Annotated in this window: 15 protein-coding genes; 4 read left to right on the top strand and 11 right to left on the bottom strand. The window is 35.4% G+C overall.

Going from position 1 to position 18,581, the window contains the following annotated elements:
- Nucleotides 1–24: 24 nt before the first annotated feature.
- The gene (locus T420_RS0102440) at nucleotides 25–1,299 is read right to left on the bottom strand and encodes an FAD-binding protein (protein ID WP_013545000.1); all 1,275 of its coding nucleotides are present in this window, start codon (nucleotides 1,297–1,299) and stop codon (nucleotides 25–27) included.
- A 21-nt stretch (nucleotides 1,300–1,320) separates the two neighbouring features.
- Nucleotides 1,321–1,569: a zinc-finger domain-containing protein gene (locus T420_RS0102445; protein WP_013545001.1), complete on the bottom strand. Its 249-nt coding sequence runs from the start codon at nucleotides 1,567–1,569 to the stop codon at nucleotides 1,321–1,323.
- Nucleotides 1,570–1,877: 308 nt separating this feature from the next.
- On the opposite strand from T420_RS0102445, the gene T420_RS0102450 reads away from it, so the two are divergent.
- Both T420_RS0102450 and T420_RS0102455 read left to right on the top strand, forming a co-directional pair.
- Entirely contained in the window at nucleotides 1,878–4,058 is a 2,181-nt protein-coding gene (locus T420_RS0102450; RefSeq protein ID WP_026501114.1) for an RNA degradosome polyphosphate kinase, read from the top strand.
- Between the two features lie 8 nt (nucleotides 4,059–4,066).
- A complete protein-coding gene (locus tag T420_RS0102455) occupies nucleotides 4,067–5,581 on the top strand; it encodes a Ppx/GppA family phosphatase (RefSeq protein WP_013545004.1) in 1,515 nt (504 codons plus the stop codon).
- A 57-nt stretch (nucleotides 5,582–5,638) separates the two neighbouring features.
- On the opposite strand, the gene rnd is transcribed toward T420_RS0102455, so the two are convergent.
- On the bottom strand, nucleotides 5,639–6,799 hold the full coding sequence (gene rnd, locus T420_RS0102460; protein WP_026501115.1) for a ribonuclease D: 1,161 nt from the start codon (nucleotides 6,797–6,799) through the stop codon (nucleotides 5,639–5,641).
- 134 nt (nucleotides 6,800–6,933) lie between these two features.
- Between rnd and aspS the strand changes: the two genes are divergently transcribed.
- Entirely contained in the window at nucleotides 6,934–8,724 is a 1,791-nt protein-coding gene (gene aspS, locus T420_RS0102465; protein ID WP_013545006.1) for an aspartate--tRNA ligase, read from the top strand.
- Between the two features lie 350 nt (nucleotides 8,725–9,074).
- A complete protein-coding gene (gene parC, locus T420_RS0102470; protein ID WP_013545007.1) occupies nucleotides 9,075–11,324 on the top strand; it encodes a DNA topoisomerase IV subunit A in 2,250 nt (749 codons plus the stop codon).
- A gap of 95 nt (nucleotides 11,325–11,419) precedes the next feature.
- Here the strand turns inward: parC and T420_RS0102475 are convergent, their stop codons facing one another.
- From T420_RS0102475 to T420_RS0102510, 8 genes are all read right to left on the bottom strand, one after another.
- A complete protein-coding gene (locus tag T420_RS0102475; RefSeq protein WP_013545008.1) occupies nucleotides 11,420–12,673 on the bottom strand; it encodes a multidrug effflux MFS transporter in 1,254 nt (417 codons plus the stop codon).
- Nucleotides 12,674–12,740: 67 nt separating this feature from the next.
- Nucleotides 12,741–13,073 (bottom strand): Grx4 family monothiol glutaredoxin, encoded by a 333-nt coding sequence (gene grxD, locus T420_RS0102480; protein ID WP_013545009.1) that lies wholly within the window; start codon nucleotides 13,071–13,073, stop codon nucleotides 12,741–12,743.
- 100 nt (nucleotides 13,074–13,173) lie between these two features.
- A complete protein-coding gene (locus T420_RS0102485; RefSeq protein WP_013545010.1) occupies nucleotides 13,174–13,407 on the bottom strand; it encodes a BolA/IbaG family iron-sulfur metabolism protein in 234 nt (77 codons plus the stop codon).
- A gap of 52 nt (nucleotides 13,408–13,459) precedes the next feature.
- On the bottom strand, nucleotides 13,460–15,673 hold the full coding sequence (gene purL, locus T420_RS0102490) for a phosphoribosylformylglycinamidine synthase subunit PurL (RefSeq protein ID WP_013545011.1): 2,214 nt from the start codon (nucleotides 15,671–15,673) through the stop codon (nucleotides 13,460–13,462).
- 397 nt (nucleotides 15,674–16,070) lie between these two features.
- Complete coding sequence (gene purQ, locus T420_RS0102495) at nucleotides 16,071–16,742, bottom strand: phosphoribosylformylglycinamidine synthase subunit PurQ (RefSeq protein ID WP_013545012.1); 672 nt, start codon at nucleotides 16,740–16,742, stop codon at nucleotides 16,071–16,073.
- 11 nt (nucleotides 16,743–16,753) lie between these two features.
- Nucleotides 16,754–16,993, bottom strand: coding sequence for a phosphoribosylformylglycinamidine synthase subunit PurS (purS, locus tag T420_RS0102500; RefSeq protein ID WP_013545013.1), 240 nt, complete (start codon nucleotides 16,991–16,993; stop codon nucleotides 16,754–16,756).
- Nucleotides 16,994–17,075: 82 nt separating this feature from the next.
- Entirely contained in the window at nucleotides 17,076–17,840 is a 765-nt protein-coding gene (gene purC, locus T420_RS0102505) for a phosphoribosylaminoimidazolesuccinocarboxamide synthase (RefSeq protein ID WP_013545014.1), read from the bottom strand.
- Nucleotides 17,841–18,028: 188 nt separating this feature from the next.
- Nucleotides 18,029–18,577, bottom strand: coding sequence for an RBBP9/YdeN family alpha/beta hydrolase (locus T420_RS0102510; RefSeq protein WP_013545015.1), 549 nt, complete (start codon nucleotides 18,575–18,577; stop codon nucleotides 18,029–18,031).
- Nucleotides 18,578–18,581 lie beyond the last annotated feature (4 nt).

Here is an 18,581-nt window from a genome sequence, read left to right on the forward strand (position 1 = left end):
TTAAGCGATTTCTGGCTATAACTTTTATAAACTGTCTATTACATGCTTTCTAATATCATTTTTTGTCAGGTTCATGGCGTCATAAGTATATAGCCAATCAAGACGAGACATAATATTTTCTGCTGTATGGATTTTCATAAAAAAATTACGAGCAATTGCTATAGGCCCAGTTGCATGATAGACAAATCTATTAAAATCTCCACGTTTTTTTACAGCTGTAACGCGCGGTCTGCGTATTTTTTCATAAAGTTTAGTAGCTTCAATAAGTGAGAGATCACTTAGAGAGAGCACTTCTGCTAATGTGGCAGCGTCCTCTATTGCCATAGCAACACCTTGTGCTGCGAAGGGCAAAAATGCATGCGCACAATCACCTACAAATACTTGCTGTTGTAGACCTAAAAAACGATTATATTTCATTTGAAATAGTGGCCAATAGCTCCATTCATCAATATGATTCAAGACTTGAAGAATTTCGGGATTCCAATCATTAAAAAGAGATTTGAGTGTCTCTTTATTTCCTATTTGTTTCCATTTTTTTCCTGGATTTTTTCCATGAGTGATGGCTACAAAATTGAATTTTTTTGCTGACTGAATGGGATAGGCAATAAGATGATTTTTAGGCCCCATCCAAGCAGTAATTGTTTTTATATTTTGTAATAAAGAACGAAAATTTGGAGGGAGATTTTCAAATTCTCTTGTTGCTCGCCATGCGATAAAGTTGCTGAAACTAGCTTTTTCATGAAAGGGAGAAAACTGTCGTAATGTTGACCAAACGCCATCACATCCAATAAGAAGTGATGTTGAGTAAAATTGATATTGTTGCGTTCTAGTTTTTTCTTCTATTGTGATTGTTTTTATTTCAATATTATCGGTTGCAGATTGAGTAAATGATATGATGTTTTCTCCCATTTTGTATTTAATGAGAGGATTTTTAATAACAGCATTATATAAAACTTTCTGTAAATCAGCTCGATGAATTGTAATATAAGGAAATTTCCAACGTTTTTCAGATAAATGGATAAGGTCAACATGCAAATGCGTTTTCAAAGATACACCATCTTTTAATTCAAGGAAATGCGGTTTAATACCCAATTTAATAAGTTTATTAAGAACTCCCCAACGAGCAAGAATGCGTGTTGCATTTGGAGTAAGTTGAATACCAGAACCAATATTATCAAGCTGTTTACGCTTTTCAATAATAATACTTGCAATTCCTTTATGAGCAAGTGCTAAGGCAGAGCTTAATCCTGCAATGCCTGCTCCAATAATTATTGGAGATTGATTTTTCAGTTGTTTCATATCAAAAGAACAGAGAATATGTTATAAAGAATCTTGGAGATGATATGTACAGCCTGTAGGATTTGTCTGATCATGTGATAATGTATGATTATAGCGATAAAGTGTTGAGCAGTAAGGGCAAATTTTTTCATCAGCTGCTCCCATTTCAATAAAAATATGAGGATGATCAAATGGTTCTGTGGCGCCTATACACATAAACTCTTTTACACCAATTTCGATTATTTTATATCCATTGTCATTTTGGAAATACGGAATATTGTGATCAGCCATAGTGCATAAACTCCAGATAAATTATCCTGATAAGGGATAATTTAGATCATGTATTTTTTATTAGTTTGTAATATGACAAACTATAATGCAAGATGCTTTTTAAAACAATTTACAAATGAAGATGGTTTCAATTGTTTTAAAATATTCTATAAGTAATATAAGAGGACTGGTCATTTTTATGGTTGAGGCAAAATGCTTGAAGCTTTTTGTAGTTTATAAATTTGATAAAAATAGACCACATAAAAATTTCTCTCTATAAGAACAAGATTTTTTATTCTGTAAAATATAAAACCGCTTAACTGAATTATATGAAAAAAACGGTTATAGATCAAATTACTATGCGGGATATAACGATGGACAATCCAGCGCGGTTTGTTAATCGTGAATTTTCGTGGCTACAATTTAATAATCGTGTCTTAATGGAAGCTGCGAATTCGAAGAATCCTTTATTGGAACGGTTACAATTTCTTTCAATTTCAGCAACTAATCTTGATGAGTTTTTTATGGTTCGTGTTGCTGGCCTTGTTGCTCAAATTCGTGCTGGGATTACAGAACTTAGTGCGGATGGGCTTACACCGCAAGAACAACTTGATTTTGTATTAACTGAGATTACGTATTTGCAAGCTAGTCAGCAACAGGAATTATGCATTTTATGTTATGAGTTAAAACAAAATAATATTGAAATTGTTTATTCTGATAAGCTCTCAGAAGCTGAAAAATTATGGCTTGAAAGGGATTTTTTTAAAAAAATTTTCCCTGTTTTAAAACCTTTTTTTATTGGTGCTACGCATCCTTTTCCATTTATCCCTAATTTAGGTCTTTCTACTGTATTTCAATTATTACGGCGCGTTGATAAGCATTCTATAATGGTATTGTTGCGTGTGCCTAATGCTTTGAACCGTTTTATTCTTCTTCCCCAAGAGGGGAATAGTTTTCGTTTTATTTCATTTGAAGATCTTGTTTCCCTTTTTATTGATCGTTTATTCCCTGGTTATGAAGTTAATGGGGCTGGAATATTTAGAATTATCCGTGATAGCGATATTGAAGTAGAAGAAGAAGCAGAAGATCTTGTTCGTTTTTTTGAAACTGCGCTTAAAAAACGTCGTCGTGGAGAAGTTATTCGAATTGAATTTAATATGAAAATGCCTGAAGATTTACGCCAGTTTATAACGAATGCACTTAGAGTTCCTAATAATTGTGTTAGTATTATCAATGGTTTATTGGCATTGAATATGATCTCAGAAATTGTTTCTATTCCGCGCAATGATTTAAAATTTATTCCTCATAGCTCTCGTGTTCCTGAATTTATCTGTGAGCATGATGGTGATTGTTTTGCGGCTATTCGTGAAAGAGACATTATTATTCATCATCCTTATGAATCGTTTGATGTTGTTATACAATTTTTACGCCAGGCTGCTACTGATCCTGATGTGGTTGAAATCAAGCAAACTCTTTATCGCACATCAAATGACAGTCCGATTGTTAGTGCACTTATTGATGCTGCTGAAAGAGGTAAGTCGGTAACCGCTTTAGTAGAATTGAAAGCGCGTTTTGATGAAGAAGCTAATATTCGCTTGGCACGTGATCTCGAACGTGCTGGAGTTCAAGTGGTTTTTGGTTTTATTGGATTAAAAACGCATGCTAAAATGTCTTTAGTGATAAGACATGAAGAAAATTGTCGTCGTTTTTATGTTCATCTTGGAACTGGAAATTATCATCCAATAACCGCTCAAATGTATACTGATCTTTCTTTTTTTACGACCGATGATGACATTGGTCATGATGTCGGGTTGCTTTTTAATTATCTCACTGAATATGTACAGCCAAATGAATCAATGAAAATAGCTTTTTCACCATTAACATTACGCAATCGTATTCTTGAACATATCAAAGGAGAAATTACCAATGCGCAAAAAGGGCAGGTGGCTGCTATTTGGATGAAGGTAAACTCATTGGTTGATCCTGAAATTATTGATGCTTTATATTACGCTAGTCAAATGGGGGTACAGATTGATTTGGTTGTGCGTGGTATATGTTGTTTACGTCCTGGTATTCCAGGGATTTCAGATAATATTCGTGCAAAATCAATTGTAGGAAGATTTCTTGAGCATAGCCGTATTTTCTGTTTTGGTAATGGTGAGGATCTACCAAATGAAAATGCTATTGTTTATTTAGGATCAGCTGATATGATGCCTCGCAATCTTGATCATCGTGTTGAAATATTGGTTCCAGTTTTTAATAAAATAGTTCACCAACAAATTCTTTCACAAATTATGTTGGCTAATATTATTGATAACCAACAAAGCTTTAATGTATTGGCTGATGGAACATCAAAACGTATAATACCGCGAGAAGATGAAAAGCTATTTAATGCGCAGGAGTGTTTTATGAACAATATGATTTTTTCTGAGTATGAAAAGTTTTTTCAGACTTCTACTTCGCATTTGATTAAATTGCTTCAGCAGCAGATGAAAACACGTAAAGACTGAAATATCGAATGACATATATAAATGCTCAAGGTCGATTGAAGGGGCATAAACCCGTAGCAGTTATTGACATTGGTTCAAATTCTGTTCGACTTGTTGTTTATGAAGGCCTTGTACGTTCACCGACAGTTTTATTTAATGAAAAAGTTCTTTGTGGTCTTGGTCAAGGTGTTGCAAAGACTGGGATTTTAGAAGAAAAAGCAATTGAAATGGCCTTGCGAGCACTGAAACGATTTCGTGCTATTTGTCAGCAGGTTGGTGCAGATGAAATCTATACTTTAGCAACAGCGGCAGCACGAGAAGCGAAAAACGGGTCAGTTTTTATTCAAAACGCTGAAAACATTTTACAAAATCAAATATATGTTGTTTCAGGAAATGAAGAGGCTGTTTATTCAGCTTATGGAGTTATTTCTACCTTTTATCGACCAAATGGCATTTCTGGTGATCTTGGTGGTGGAAGTCTTGAACTTATTGATATTCATGATTTTAACGTAGGTAAAGGGATAACACTGCCATTAGGGAGTTTGCGACTGCAATATATATCAAATAATGATCTTGTTTTGGCAAAAAAAATTGTTCATGAGCAACTTTGTAAATCTTCTATTGTTACCCATAAAGATATAGCTCATTGTTTTTATGCTGTAGGAGGAACTTGGCGTAATCTTGCAAAATTATATATGGTAATCAAAAATTATCGATTGCCTGTTATGCATAGTTATGAGGTTGATGTGCAAGAAATGGAAGAATTTTTGCTTCTTGTCATCAACGGTAGCATTGATAAGATAAAAGAAATTTCAGCTATTTCAAAAAACCGTCATCAGCTTTTAGCGTATGGCGCGGTTGTTCTTATTGAACTGATCAAATGTATAGGTTTTAAAAAAATAATTTTTTCTGGAGCAGGAGTTCGCGAAGGTTTTCTTTATTCAAAATTACTAGAAGAAGATCGTATTTCTGATCCATTAATTGCGGCATGCTTAGAAATGGCTACCTTAAGGGCACGCTCACCAAAGCAAGCAAGTGAGCTCATTGATTTTACTACAAATGCGTTTGAGGCTTTTGGAATTTCAGAAACTGAAAATGCATGTCGTTATCGTAAAGCGGCTTGTCTTCTTTCTGATATCGGTTGGCGTATACATCCAGATTATCGAGGTAATGAAGCAGCCAATCAGATAGCGTTAGGATCTTATCCGGGAATTTCACATAAGGGGCGTATTTATGCTGCATTAGCTATTTTTTTCTGTAATACGGGCTTATCGCTTGATAAGAAAGCTCCTGAGATTCTCAAATTAGCTACTAGCGATATTGTTGAAAAAGCGAGAGTTCTTGGTGGCATTATGCGTATTGCTAATCTTTTTAGTCCTTCTACTGCAGGAATTTTGCCTAATTTATCTTGGCAAAAGAAGCGAGATAATATTGCATTGCGTATTCCAGTACGCTATGCTGATTTAATAGGCGAACGACCTTTGGAGCGTTTACAGCAATTATCAAAAATAACTAAACTTTCTTTAGCTTTTGAGGTTTTTTGATACTTTTGCAATATGAATCGCAACATGGATCATAAAATTTTATTATATTTCTTATATTTATAGATAAAGTTTTTTGATTCTTACTTCTCCATTATTAAGATAAAACGCTATCTGGCCTTTTAGCATTTGTTCTGCCTTCTGACCAAAAATTTCGTAACGCCAACCATTCATAGCAGGAATATTTTGTGTTGTAGTACCATTAGCAATTTTTTTTAAATCATTAGATGTCGCTATAATTTTAGGTGTGATATCATTTTCATTTGCAACAAGCTTTAATAATACTTTAAGAAGATCAATTTTAGCAGCTATTTTATCATCAATAGCACTGTGCTTAGGAAGATCTGGTAGCGTAGTAAGATCAACTTCTAAGCCTTCGTGTATAGCTTTAATTAATGTCTGTATAGTTGATGGGTAATTCCAGTTTTTTTTAATGCTACGCAAACACTTCAGAGCAACTTCATCTTTTGGTTGTTGGATTGCGATTTCAATAAGATACTCATCTTTCATGATACGGCGACGAGGAACGTTATATTTGCGTGCTTCATGTTCACGCCAAGCTGCTATTTTTTGCAATACGGCAAATTGACGTTTTTTTGTAATTTTTCCTTTCACTTTTTTCCACGCTTCATTTTCTGGTATATCATAGGTTGTTGGTGCTAAGAGGATCGCCATTTCATCATTCATCCAATGGGTACGCTTCTTTTTCTCTAACTGCTTTTTTAATGTGAGATAAACGTCTCTTAGATATGTAACATCGGCGAGTGCGTAGAGTAGTTGTTTTTCAGAAAGAGGGCGACAGCTCCAGTCTGTAAAACGAGATGATTTATCAAGATGATGTCCAGTGCAACGTTGTACAATTTGATCATAGGAGATAGAATCACCAAATCCACAGATTGATCCTGCTACTTGTGTATCAAAGAGAGGAGAGGGAATAACTCCGCCAAGATGATAAATAGTCTCGATATCTTGGCGGGCAGCGTGAAAAACTTTGACAACTTTTTTATCGATCATCAGATCAAAAAATGGTTGTAAATTAATATCTTGTGCCATTGGATCAATAAGTGTCGTAATATCTGGTGATGCAACTTGGATTAGGCATAACTGAGGCCAGAAAGTTGTTTCACGGATAAATTCAGTGTCTACTGTTACAAAATTAGAATTGCGCAAAGCGGCAATGGTAATTTCAAGATCTGTTGTTGTTGTAATAAGTTTCATTATTTTATTATAACTAAGTAGATTAAATTTGTCTTTTATTGTATTTTTTTTTGGGTCTTTGTCGTCATATCTTGACAAATGACTGCTAAAAAGCGTTTGTAACGTATATAAGATAAATTACAACCAAAGGAAAAAATATGCACCGTTATCGCAGTCATAATTGCGCTGCTCTTCGTAAATGCGATATAGGAAGGCAGGTTCGTCTCTCTGGATGGGTCCATCGTGTTCGTGACCATGGTGGAATTCTTTTTATTGATCTACGAGATCATTTTGGGATCACACAAATTGTTGTTGATCCTAATTCACCAGCTTTTACAATTATAGAAAAGGTGCGTTCTGAATGGGTCATTTGCGTAGATGGGGAAGTACGTGTTCGTGCTGACGAAGTTATTAATACAACTCTCTCAACGGGTGAAATTGAAATTTTTGCGAAAGAGGTTGAAATTCTTTCAAGATCTGATGAGCTTCCTTTACCAGTTTTTGGTGAGCCTGATTATCCGGAAGACATTCGATTGAAGTATCGTTTTCTTGATTTACGTCGAGAAACTATGCACAAAAATATAATGCGTCGTACTGAAATTATTGCTTCCATAAGGCGGCATATGCAAGATTGCGCTTTTACGGAATTTACTACACCAATTTTGACAGCTTCATCTCCAGAAGGAGCACGTGATTTTTTAGTTCCAAGCCGCATTCATCAAGGAAAGTTTTATGCATTACCTCAGGCACCTCAGCAGTATAAACAATTGCTAATGATGTCTGGTTTTGATCGTTATTTTCAAATAGCTCCGTGTTTTAGAGATGAAGATCCACGAGCAGATCGTCTTCCAGGTGAGTTTTACCAATTGGATATTGAAATGAGCTTTGTTGAGCAGGAAGATATTTTTGCAACGATGGAACCCATTATGCGTTCTATTTTTGAGGAATTTGCAGATGGAAAATCCGTGACGCAAAATTTTCCTCGTATTTCATACGATGAAGCAATGCAAAAGTATGGTTCAGATAAACCTGATTTGCGTAATCCAATTATTATGGAAGATGTTTCTCAACATTTTCGTGATTCTGATTTTAAGGTTTTTTCTCAGATTTTAACGAACGATAAGGATGCATGTGTTTGGGCTATTCCTGCTAAAACGGGTGGTAGCCGTGCTTTTTGTGATCGTATGAATGCATGGGCTCAGGGTGAGGGGCAACCAGGTCTTGGTTATATTTTTTGGCGTGAGGAAGATGGAAATTTTGAAGGAGCTGGTCCTATCGCTAAAAACATTGGTGAGCAAAGAACTGAAGCTATTCGTGTGCAACTTGGACTTGAAAATGGTGATGCTTGTTTTTTTACTGCAGGGAATCCAAAGAAATTTGCATCTTTTGCTGGTGCAGTACGTACCCGGATAGGAGAGGAATTAGATCTTATTGATCGAGGATGTTTTTCTTTTGCTTGGATTGTTGATTTCCCATTTTTTGAATGGAATGAAGACGAAAAGAAACTTGATTTTGCACATAATCCTTTTTCAATGCCTCAAGGTGGTAAAGATGCCCTTGATTCCGAGGATCCTCTCTCTCTTAAAGCTTTTCAGTATGATCTTGTTTGCAATGGTTATGAAATTGCATCAGGCGGAATCCGTAATCATTCACCAGAAATGATGCTTAAAATTTTCAATATTGCGGGTCTTTCTAAAGAGGTTGTAGAAGAGCGTTTTGGTGGTCTTTATCGTGCATTTCATTATGGTGCTCCACCACATGGTGGTATGGCAGCTGGTGTTGATCGCATTGTTATGCTTTTGCAAGGTGTAAAAAATTTACGTGAAGTTTCTTTATTTCCAATGAATCAGCAAGCACTTGATCTTTTGATGAGTGCTCCATCCGATGTATCTGCTGTGCAGTTATGTGATTTAGGAATTCGGATTGCTCCGACTGTCAAACATAGTTGATAGAAATTGATTATACTATTTACGTGTATAATTTCGAATAAAAATTATCTGTTTTTTTATGTTGGTATGTTGGCTAAAATTACGTAAATTACAAAATAAAGCTTTTACTAGATTAAAATTCAATCTAATTTCAAAACAAAACAGCTACATGCATGATATCTGATATAATCGAAAGAATTATCCGTTATGTTATGATTTTGTTATAGTATTTATAAAGTAACTTTTTAAAATCACACTGTTTATTTTATGTTCATATAGTTTTGAATAAAAGAGTTGATTATTAAGAAGATCATTTTTGAGTGGTTTTATAGAAGACTTGTTCCTTATTTTTAAAATTGCTACCTTATATTATGTCTGATGAAATGATTCGATCTTTTGATAAGGAGCATATTGAGCCAATAGAATTGCGATCTGCTTTGCAAGAGCGCTATTTAGCCTACGCACTTTCTACTATCACACACCGTGCTTTGCCTGATGTACGTGATGGATTAAAACCTGTTCATCGGCGTATTATTCACGCGATGCGCTTACTAAGGCTTAATCCTGGAAAAGCTTATACTAAGTGCGCGCGGATTGTGGGTGATGTAATGGGGAAATTGCATCCTCATGGTGATGTATCTATTTATGACGCATTAGTACGTTTAGCTCAGAGTTTTGCTGTTCGCTATCCATTAATTGATGGACAGGGTAATTTCGGTAATATTGATGGAGATAATGCTGCAGCCATGCGTTATACAGAAGCACGCATGACTGAAGTGGCAATATTGCTTCTTGAAGGAATTAATGAAAATGCTATTGATTTTCGTTTAACCTATAATGAAGAAGATGAAGAACCTATTGTTTTACCAGGAGCTTTTCCTAATCTTTTAGCTAATGGTTCATCAGGTATTGCTGTTGGTATGGCAACCTCTATCCCACCGCATAACGTTGCGGAACTCTGTGATGCCGCGTTATATTTGATTGCTAATCCTCATGCAGATCATAAAGATTTAAACCAATTTGTGCTTGGGCCTGATTTTCCAACAGGTGGTATTTTGGTTGAACCTAAAAAAAGTATTGAGGATTCTTATCGTACAGGGCGTGGATTATTTCGATTGCGTTCGCGTTGGCATCAAGAGGAAGGGAATCGAGGTTCTTATGTGATTGTTGTTACAGAAATTCCATATCAAATACAAAAATCACGCCTTATTGAAAAAACAGCAGAATTATTACTCGCGCGGCGGTTGCCAATGCTTGAAGATATTCATGATGAATCGGCAGAAGATATTCGGATTGTGCTTGTTCCAAAAAATCGCACAATTGATCCTGAACTATTGATGGAATCACTTTTTAAATTAACTGATTTCGAAGTAAGATTTCCTCTTAATCTCAATGTACTGACTTTAGGGAAAGTGCCTAATGTCCTTTCTTTACGTGAGAGTTTGCAGCAGTGGCTTCAACATCGTAAAGAGGTGCTTATTCGCCGTTCAAATTATCGACTTAATGAAATTGATTGTCGATTAGAAATTCTGCAGGGGTATCTTATTGCATATTTAAATCTTGATGAGTTGGTTCAAATCATTCGTGAAAATGATGAACCTAAAAAGGAACTGATTGTGTGCTTTAAATTAACGGAAAATCAGGCTGAATCTATTTTAAATATGCGGTTACGTTCTTTACGTAAACTTGAAGAATTTGAGATCCGTAAGGAGTTTGATTCTCTTAAGATTGAAAAAGAAAAATTACAGAATTTATTAGCTTCTAATATCAAGCAATGGAAAATCATTGCAGAGGAAATTACAAGAGTTCGTAAAAGTTTTGGTCCTGACACTTTCTTGGGGAAAAGACGTACAACATTTGAAGATGCACCAAGGCATGATGTGAATGATATTCATCAAGCGATGATTGAAAAAGAACCAGTGACTATTGTTATTTCTGAAAAAGGTTGGATGCGTGCTTTAAAGGGCCATTTGAACGACTATAAAACACTTTCTTTCAAAGAAGGAGATTGTTTGAAGCTGGCATTTCCAGCATTCACTACAGATAAAATTATAGTAATAAGTACTGGTGGAAAGTTTTTTACTATTAGTGCAAATACTTTGCCTGGAGGGAGAGGGCATGGCGAACCAATTCGTATTTTAGTAGATATGGATAAAGAGCATGATATTCTCACAGCTTTTGTATACAATATGGAGGGGAAAAGACTTTTAATTTCATCGTATGGAAATGGTTTTATTGTTTCTGAAATCGATATTATTGCTAATACACGAAAGGGAAAGCAAGTGATGAATATCAAGTCTCCTGATAGCTTAAAACTCTGTATTCCGGTAAAGGGCGATTACATTGCAGTAGTCGGAGAAAACCGAAAGATGCTTATTTTTTCTATTGAACAAATACCGGAAATGAGTCGTGGTAAGGGTGTCCGCTTACAACGTTATAAAGATGGTGGTGTTGTTGATGCCAAAACTTTTACTTTATCAGAAGGTTTAAGTTGGCAAGATACAGCTGAGCGCAGTTTTAATCGTCAGGCTGATGAACTTGTTGAGTGGATGGGAACACGCGCAGGAGCAGGACGTTTTGTTCCGAAAGGATTTCCAAAATCAGGTAAATTTTCCAGTTAGCATGATGTAGTTATTTGATTGCTTAGTTGATAAAAGTATCATAAAGAATTTAGGGTTATAGGGATTTTGTTGTAGGAAAAAAGCTTTATTTATGGCTAAATTGATTCAGAATTATAGTGCGTAAAAAGGCGTCCATTTTCAGCCCATAAAACGAGAAGAATAGCTATGATACTGAGAAAGAAAAATCCTGCTGAATTAGGAATTGTTGTTTCATCAAAGCGTTGTGCTATGAAAAAGCCAAGACCTGTACCGATGGATGTTTGAAGAAAACCAGATACAGAGGATGCAGTTCCAGCGATTTTTCCTAGAGGTTCAAGGGCAAGTGTATTGAAGTTAGCCATAATACCACCACATGTAAACATCAGCATACAATATAATAGCATAAAAAACGGAAAAGGTATAATGCCTCCTGTTAGAACTGATTCAACAAACCAAATGCATGAAATAACACAAAATAGTAAAAGCATAGTGTGAGAAATAAGTCGCATTCCAAGGCTTTGAACAAGACGAGAATTGAAGAACGATGATATAGCTTGAAATGCAGCACCAAGAGCAAAAGCAACAGGAAACCAAATGCCTAAATTATAGATTCCTTCATAAACTTGTTGTGATGTATTAATGGCAGTAAAAATACAGCCTAAAATAATGGAAGTTGCAAGTGTATAACAAAGTGTTGAGCGATTGGTAATGATAAGCCATAAGTTATTTTTTACGGAAGAAAAAGAAAGAGATCGTTGTGTATAAAGGGTTTCAGGTAAGCGTATTTGAATCCAAATCATTAATCCAAAACCAACAATTGCCATGAATATAAAAATTAATTGCCATTGTCCAAATAACAAAATAATTTGCCCTATTGCTGGTCCAATCATTGTTGCAATAAGAAAAATCATCATGACTATAGACATAACTTCTGCCATTTTTCGACCATCGTAGAGATCGCGTACAATGGACACTGTGAGTACACGCATAGCTGCTCCTCCAATACCTTGCATGACACGCAGAATAAGCAATATAGGCAAACTCGATGCAAATATACACCCAATTGCAGCAAATGAGTAGCAGGCAAGACCAATAAGAACAAGTTTATGTCGTCCATAACGATCACTTATTGGGCCAAAGAATATTTGTGTAACACCATAGCTGATAAGATAACAAGAGATGATATAATGCTGATCATTTTCGTTAGTAGCATGCAAACTGTTTAAAATATCAGACATAGCTGGAAGCATGATATCAATTGCTATCGAATTGATTGCCATAAGTGCTGCAATGACGATAACAAATTCTTTATATCCGATTTTTTTTCTAATTGCATCTATATGCCTTTGTTCGTCGGCAGAATATGACATATGTATCCTTAAAATAAAAATTTCGACTGAACAATATCTAATAAAAATCTGAATAAATTAGAGATATTTATGATTTCGTAAAAGCTATGTTTTTTTCTTTCAGTAGTTCTTGCAGCTCATTGTTTTGAAACATTTCTTTGACAATATCACAACCACCAATAAATTCACCTTTAATATAGAGTTGTGGAATTGTTGGCCAATTTGAATAATCTTTTATTCCTTGACGTAATTCGCTAGAAGTTAAAATATTAATGCCTTTATAATTTAACCCTAAATAGTCAAGAATCTGAACAACTTGTCCAGAAAACCCACATTGAGGAGAATTAGGTGTTCCTTTCATGAATAAAACAACTTCATTTGTTTTAATTTCATTATCAATAAAATCATGAACAGTAGTCATTATTCATTCCTCAACATTGCGGATTTCGAAAAATACACATTTACCCTAATATCATTTTTTAATCGTATTAACAGAGTGAATGCAAGAGAAAATTTTGAGATTATTTAGGAACACTTGTTTGCAGAGCTAAAGCATGGAGAATGTTTCCTATATTTCCTTTAAGAGCATCATAGACCATTTTGTGCTGTTGAACACGGTTTTTTCCTCGAAAGCTTTCTGAAATAATTTCAGCTGCGTAATGTTCGCCATCTCCAGCAAGATCACGAATTGTTATTTTTGCATCGGGAAGGCTTTCACGAATAAGGGTTTCAATTTCATCTGCACTCATTGCCATGGACATTCTCCTTGATTTGTTAATTTTTTATGAGAATTAATATAAATGAATATTATTTACTCTTGTCCATAAATTTTGGAAACCAGCTTTCATAAGCATGAGTAAGTTCAGTTATTGAAAGTGTTAATACATCTTTTATATCAAGCGCATCACCTTCGACTGTACCAAGCTCTATTAAAGAAATTGCGTTTTTTTGCGCAAGCATTTTAAGATTATCTATTATATTAGGTTTGACTGCTAAAAGATAACGTCCTTGGTCTTCGCCAAAAAGTTCAGCGTGATGTGGTGATTGATTGCTTAATTCTGCTTTGATTCCTTTATCTGCTTTAATGACCATTTCTGCAAGAGCAATGGCTAATCCTCCATCAGAAATGTCATGGGCGGCATGAACAAAACCGCGATGGATAACATTGCGAACAAATTCGCCATGCTTTTTTTCAAGGTATAAATCCACATAAGGTGGAGCACCTGCGTCAATATTCAAAATGTCATGCATATAAATTGATTGCCCTAGATGTGATCCGCAAGAGCCAACTAAAACAATAATATCTTCGTTTTGCATACCACTGATCGTAGCCATTTTTGACCAATCATCAAGGAGCCCCACACCAGCTATTGTAGGTGTAGGAAGAATTGCTTTTCCGTTAGTCTCATTATAAAAAGAGACATTTCCTGAAACGATTGGAAAGTCAAGTATTTTGCAAGCTTCACTTATGCCTTTGAGAGCTAAAACGAATTGCCCCATAATTTCAGGCTTTTCAGGATTGCCAAAATTGAGGTTATCTGTGGCAGCGAGTGGTGTTGCACCTGTAGTGCTTATATTGCGCCAGCATTCTGCAACGGCTTGCTTTCCTCCTTCATAGGGATCAGCTTCGCAATAACGAGGTATTACATCAGTAGAAAAAGCAAGAGCACGTTTATCATTACTGCTTACACGGATAACACCTGCGTCACCTCCTGGTCTAACAAGACTATTCCCTTGGATCAGCGTATCATATTGCTCGTAAACCCAACGCCGTGAACTTTGATTAGCAGAATTCAAAAGTGTAAGAAGTGCATTGCCAAGATTATCAACTTTTTTAACTTCTTTTACTTTTAGAATAGATTTTTTAAGGGGTTCTACCCAAGGACGATCGTAGACAGGTGCTTCATTGCCAAGTTCTTTTATTGGGAGATTTGCTACTTCTTTTCCTTTATGTAGTACACGGAAACGTAAATCATCAATAGTTTTTCCGATAACAGAGAAGTGAAGTCCCCACTTATGAAAAATTTCTGCTGCTTGTTTTTCTAGTTCTGGTTTAAGTACCATGAGCATACGTTCTTGGCTTTCAGAGAGCATCATTTCATAGGCTGTCATATTAGCTTCGCGAACTGGTACTTTATCAAGATTAAGTTCTATTCCTAGATCTCCTTTTGCACCCATTTCAACTGAGGAAGATGTTAGTCCTGCAGCCCCCATATCTTGAATAGCAATAACGGCTCCTAATGCCATTAATTCTAAACAAGCTTCAAGAAGGCATTTTTCAGTAAAAGGATCACCGACTTGAACAGTTGGACGTTTTTCATCAATTGTATTATCAAATTGAGTAGAAGCCATTGTTGCTCCACCGACACCGTCACGTCCTGTTTTAGCACCAAGATAAACAACAGGAAGTCCTACACCTTGTGCCTTGGAATAAAAAATTGAATCTATCTTTGCGATACCAGCTGCAAAAGCGTTAACAAGGATATTGCCATTGTAGCGTTTATCGAAATTAACTTCTCCACCAACAGTTGGTACGCCAACAGCATTACCATAACCACCAATTCCAGAAACAACACCAGAAACAAGATGACGTGTTCTAGGATGATCAGGAGAGCCAAACCGTAACGCATTCATTATCGCAATAGGGCGGGCACCCATCGTAAAGATATCTCGTAGAATGCCACCAACACCTGTTGCAGCGCCTTGATAAGGTTCAATATAAGAGGGATGATTATGACTTTCCATCTTAAAAACTACGCATTGACCATTCCCAATGTCAATAACACCCGCATTTTCTCCAGGACCTTGAATAACACATTTTCCTTTTGTTGGTAAGGTTTTAAGCCATTTTTTGGATGATTTATAAGAACAATGCTCATTCCACATAGCAGAAAAAATTCCAAGCTCTGTAAATGTTGGCTCTCTACCAATTAACTCAAGAATACGTTGATATTCATTGGTTTTTAAACCATGATTTGCAATTAATTCTGGTGTGATGGCAATATCATTGCGAAGGGTCATTAGTTTTTCATTCCGTTAAGTTAATCAAATTAGCATCTATTATTTTTAACTCAGTAATTTGGATTATTAGATTTTTCGTTTGTTGATAATAATCCTATTAAGAATTATAAGGTAATATTTTAATAAATTGCTTTTTGAGTGAATTAATAAAAATACAATTTTTTATTAAAATTTTATGAGATATTATTAAAGTGAAATATTAAATTAAGTAGAAATAAAATTCCGGAACTAAAGTGATTTTTCATTTTCAGATCAACAACAATGTGTATTTAGAATAATATGTTTTAATGGTGGACAAAAAAAATATAATTAACAAGCTTTATTTTATATAATTCTTGTTTGGTACAGGCAGTGAATGTAAGAATAGCTAAGGAGTCTATGAAATATTTTTTTATGATCATGAATTTGCTAATTCTAAAACACTTTGAAAAAGTAAACGGCCATCAGTACCGCCATGCGCTGTTTCAATAAGATTTTCAGGATGAGGCATCATACCAAGCACGTTACCAGTTTTATTGATAATGCCCGCTATATCATTTATTGAACCATTAGGGTTCTCACCTTTTACATAGCGGAAAACAATCTGCTTGTTATCTTCCATTTGTTTCAATGTGTCATTATCAACAAAGTAATTACCATCATGATGAGCAACAGGGCAGCGGATGATTTGTCCTTTTTTATAAAGTCGGGAAAACTTTGTTTCAGCATTGGTTACTTCAAGTTTTACTTCACGACAAACAAATTTCAATGAAGTATTACGCATTAGAACACCTGGCAATAATCCTGCTTCTAGCAAAATTTGAAAACCATTACATACCCCTATGATTGTTATACCCTTTTGTGCTTTTTCGCAAACAGCTTGCAAAACTGGTGTCCGTGCACCAATAGCACCGCATCTTAAATAATCACCATAGGAAAAACCACCAGGAATAACAATCATGTCCACATCCGGAATTGTTGTTTCTGTTTGCCAAATTTTAAATGGCTCAACACCTGTTATGTGGTACAAAGCCGCAATCATGTCCTGATCGCGATTTAACCCAGGTAATTGAATAATAGCAGTTTTCATGGTTGGTTTACTTAAAGAAGTTCTATTGTGTAATTTTCAATAACAGTATTTGCAAGCAATTGCTCACACATTTTTTCAAGCATTTGTTTTGCAGATTCAATAGGCATATCATCAAGGATAATGTCAAAGACTTTTCCTTGGCGAATAGATTTAATATTTGTAAAGGCTAAACTATTTAAAGCATTAGCTATTGCTTCTCCTTGCGGATCAAGGACGCTGCTTTTTAAAGTAACTGTCACACGTGCCTTCATTTTCTTTCCTATTGTCAAAATAACTTTGTTTTGAAGATTAATATTTTATATAAAGTAAGATGAGATTGAACTGTTTTGCTTTTTATTTGACTAAGACTGGACCACTGGGACGTGGAGGTTCGTTTTCGTTCATAATACCAAGGCGTCTTGCAACATCTTGATAGGCATCAATAAGTCCACCCATATCACGACGAAAACGATCTTTATCCAGTTTCTCTTGTGTTTGCATATCCCATAAACGAGAAGAATCAGGTGAAATTTCATCAGCGAGAACAACACGCATCATTTCACCTATCCATAAACGACCAAATTCCATTTTAAAATCAACTAATTGGATACCAACGCCTGTAAAAAGTCCAGAGAGAAAATCATTAATACGAAATGAAAGTTGCATAATATCTTCTACTTCTTGTGGGGTAGCCCACCCAAAGGCAACGATATGCTCTTCTGTTACCATTGGATCATCAAGAGCATCATTTTTATAATAAAACTCAATGATAGATTGTGGAAGAGCTGTTCCTTCCTCTAATCCTAAACGCTTAGAGAGGGAACCTGCAACGATGTTACGCACAACAATTTCTAGTGGAATAATTTCAACTGCTTTGATAAGTTGTTCGCGCATATTAATGCGTTTAATAAAATGTGTTGGGATGCCTAAACGACCAAGCTGAGTAAAAATATATTCTGAAATACGGTTGTTTAAGACTCCTTTTCCATCGATGATTTCATGTTTTTTTGCATTAAATGCAGTTGCATCATCTTTAAAAAATTGAATATAAGTCCCTGGTTCAGGCCCTTCATATAGAATTTTGGCCTTTCCTTCGTAAATGCGGTGGCGACGGTTCATCATATTTCTCTATTCGTTTAGAGGTATCAAATATTACTGTTAAGAAAAACATTATCCTAATTGGTAAGAATTCTCAATGATTGCTATAATATTTACTACAGTTTTTATTGTTTGAAGTATGTAAAAGAAAGATTATAATATTTTATAGTAACATAAAGTTATAATTTTCCTGAGATTATTATATTAACTCAGAGCTTTGCAAGGAAGTGAGAAAGAATTATGAGTCCTTCTGGCCAAGGCCCATGCCCCGATTCTACATTAATATGACCAGACTGTCCAGCATCAACGAAGAGTGCACCCCAGTCATGAGCAAGTTTTTCTGCTACTGAAAATTGGCAAAATTCATCGTTACGGCTAGCTACAACCACTGAAGGGAAAGGTAAGCTTTTACGATGATATGGACCGAATGTCATCAAGCGTTTAGGACGTATTTTTTCATTCTCTATATCCGGTGGAGCAACAAAGAAAGCACCACAAATTTTCTTTGCATGATGTGTAGTTGCATGAATAGTTGTTGGAATTCCTAACGAATGAGCTATAATAACAACAGGTTTATTAGCCTTTATAATAGCAGTTTCAACAGTATTAACCCACTCTTTACAAACAGGTTTTGACCATTGAGTTTGTTGTACGCGTTGGGCGGTAGATAATTTTTGTTCCCATCGTGTTTGCCAATGATCAGGACCAGATCCTTTATAGCCAGGGATAATCAGAATATCGAGTTGATTTGCTTTCATGAAT

This window comes from Bartonella clarridgeiae ATCC 51734, from assembly GCF_000518185.1.
Taxonomy (GTDB): Bacteria; Pseudomonadota; Alphaproteobacteria; order Rhizobiales; family Rhizobiaceae; genus Bartonella; species Bartonella clarridgeiae.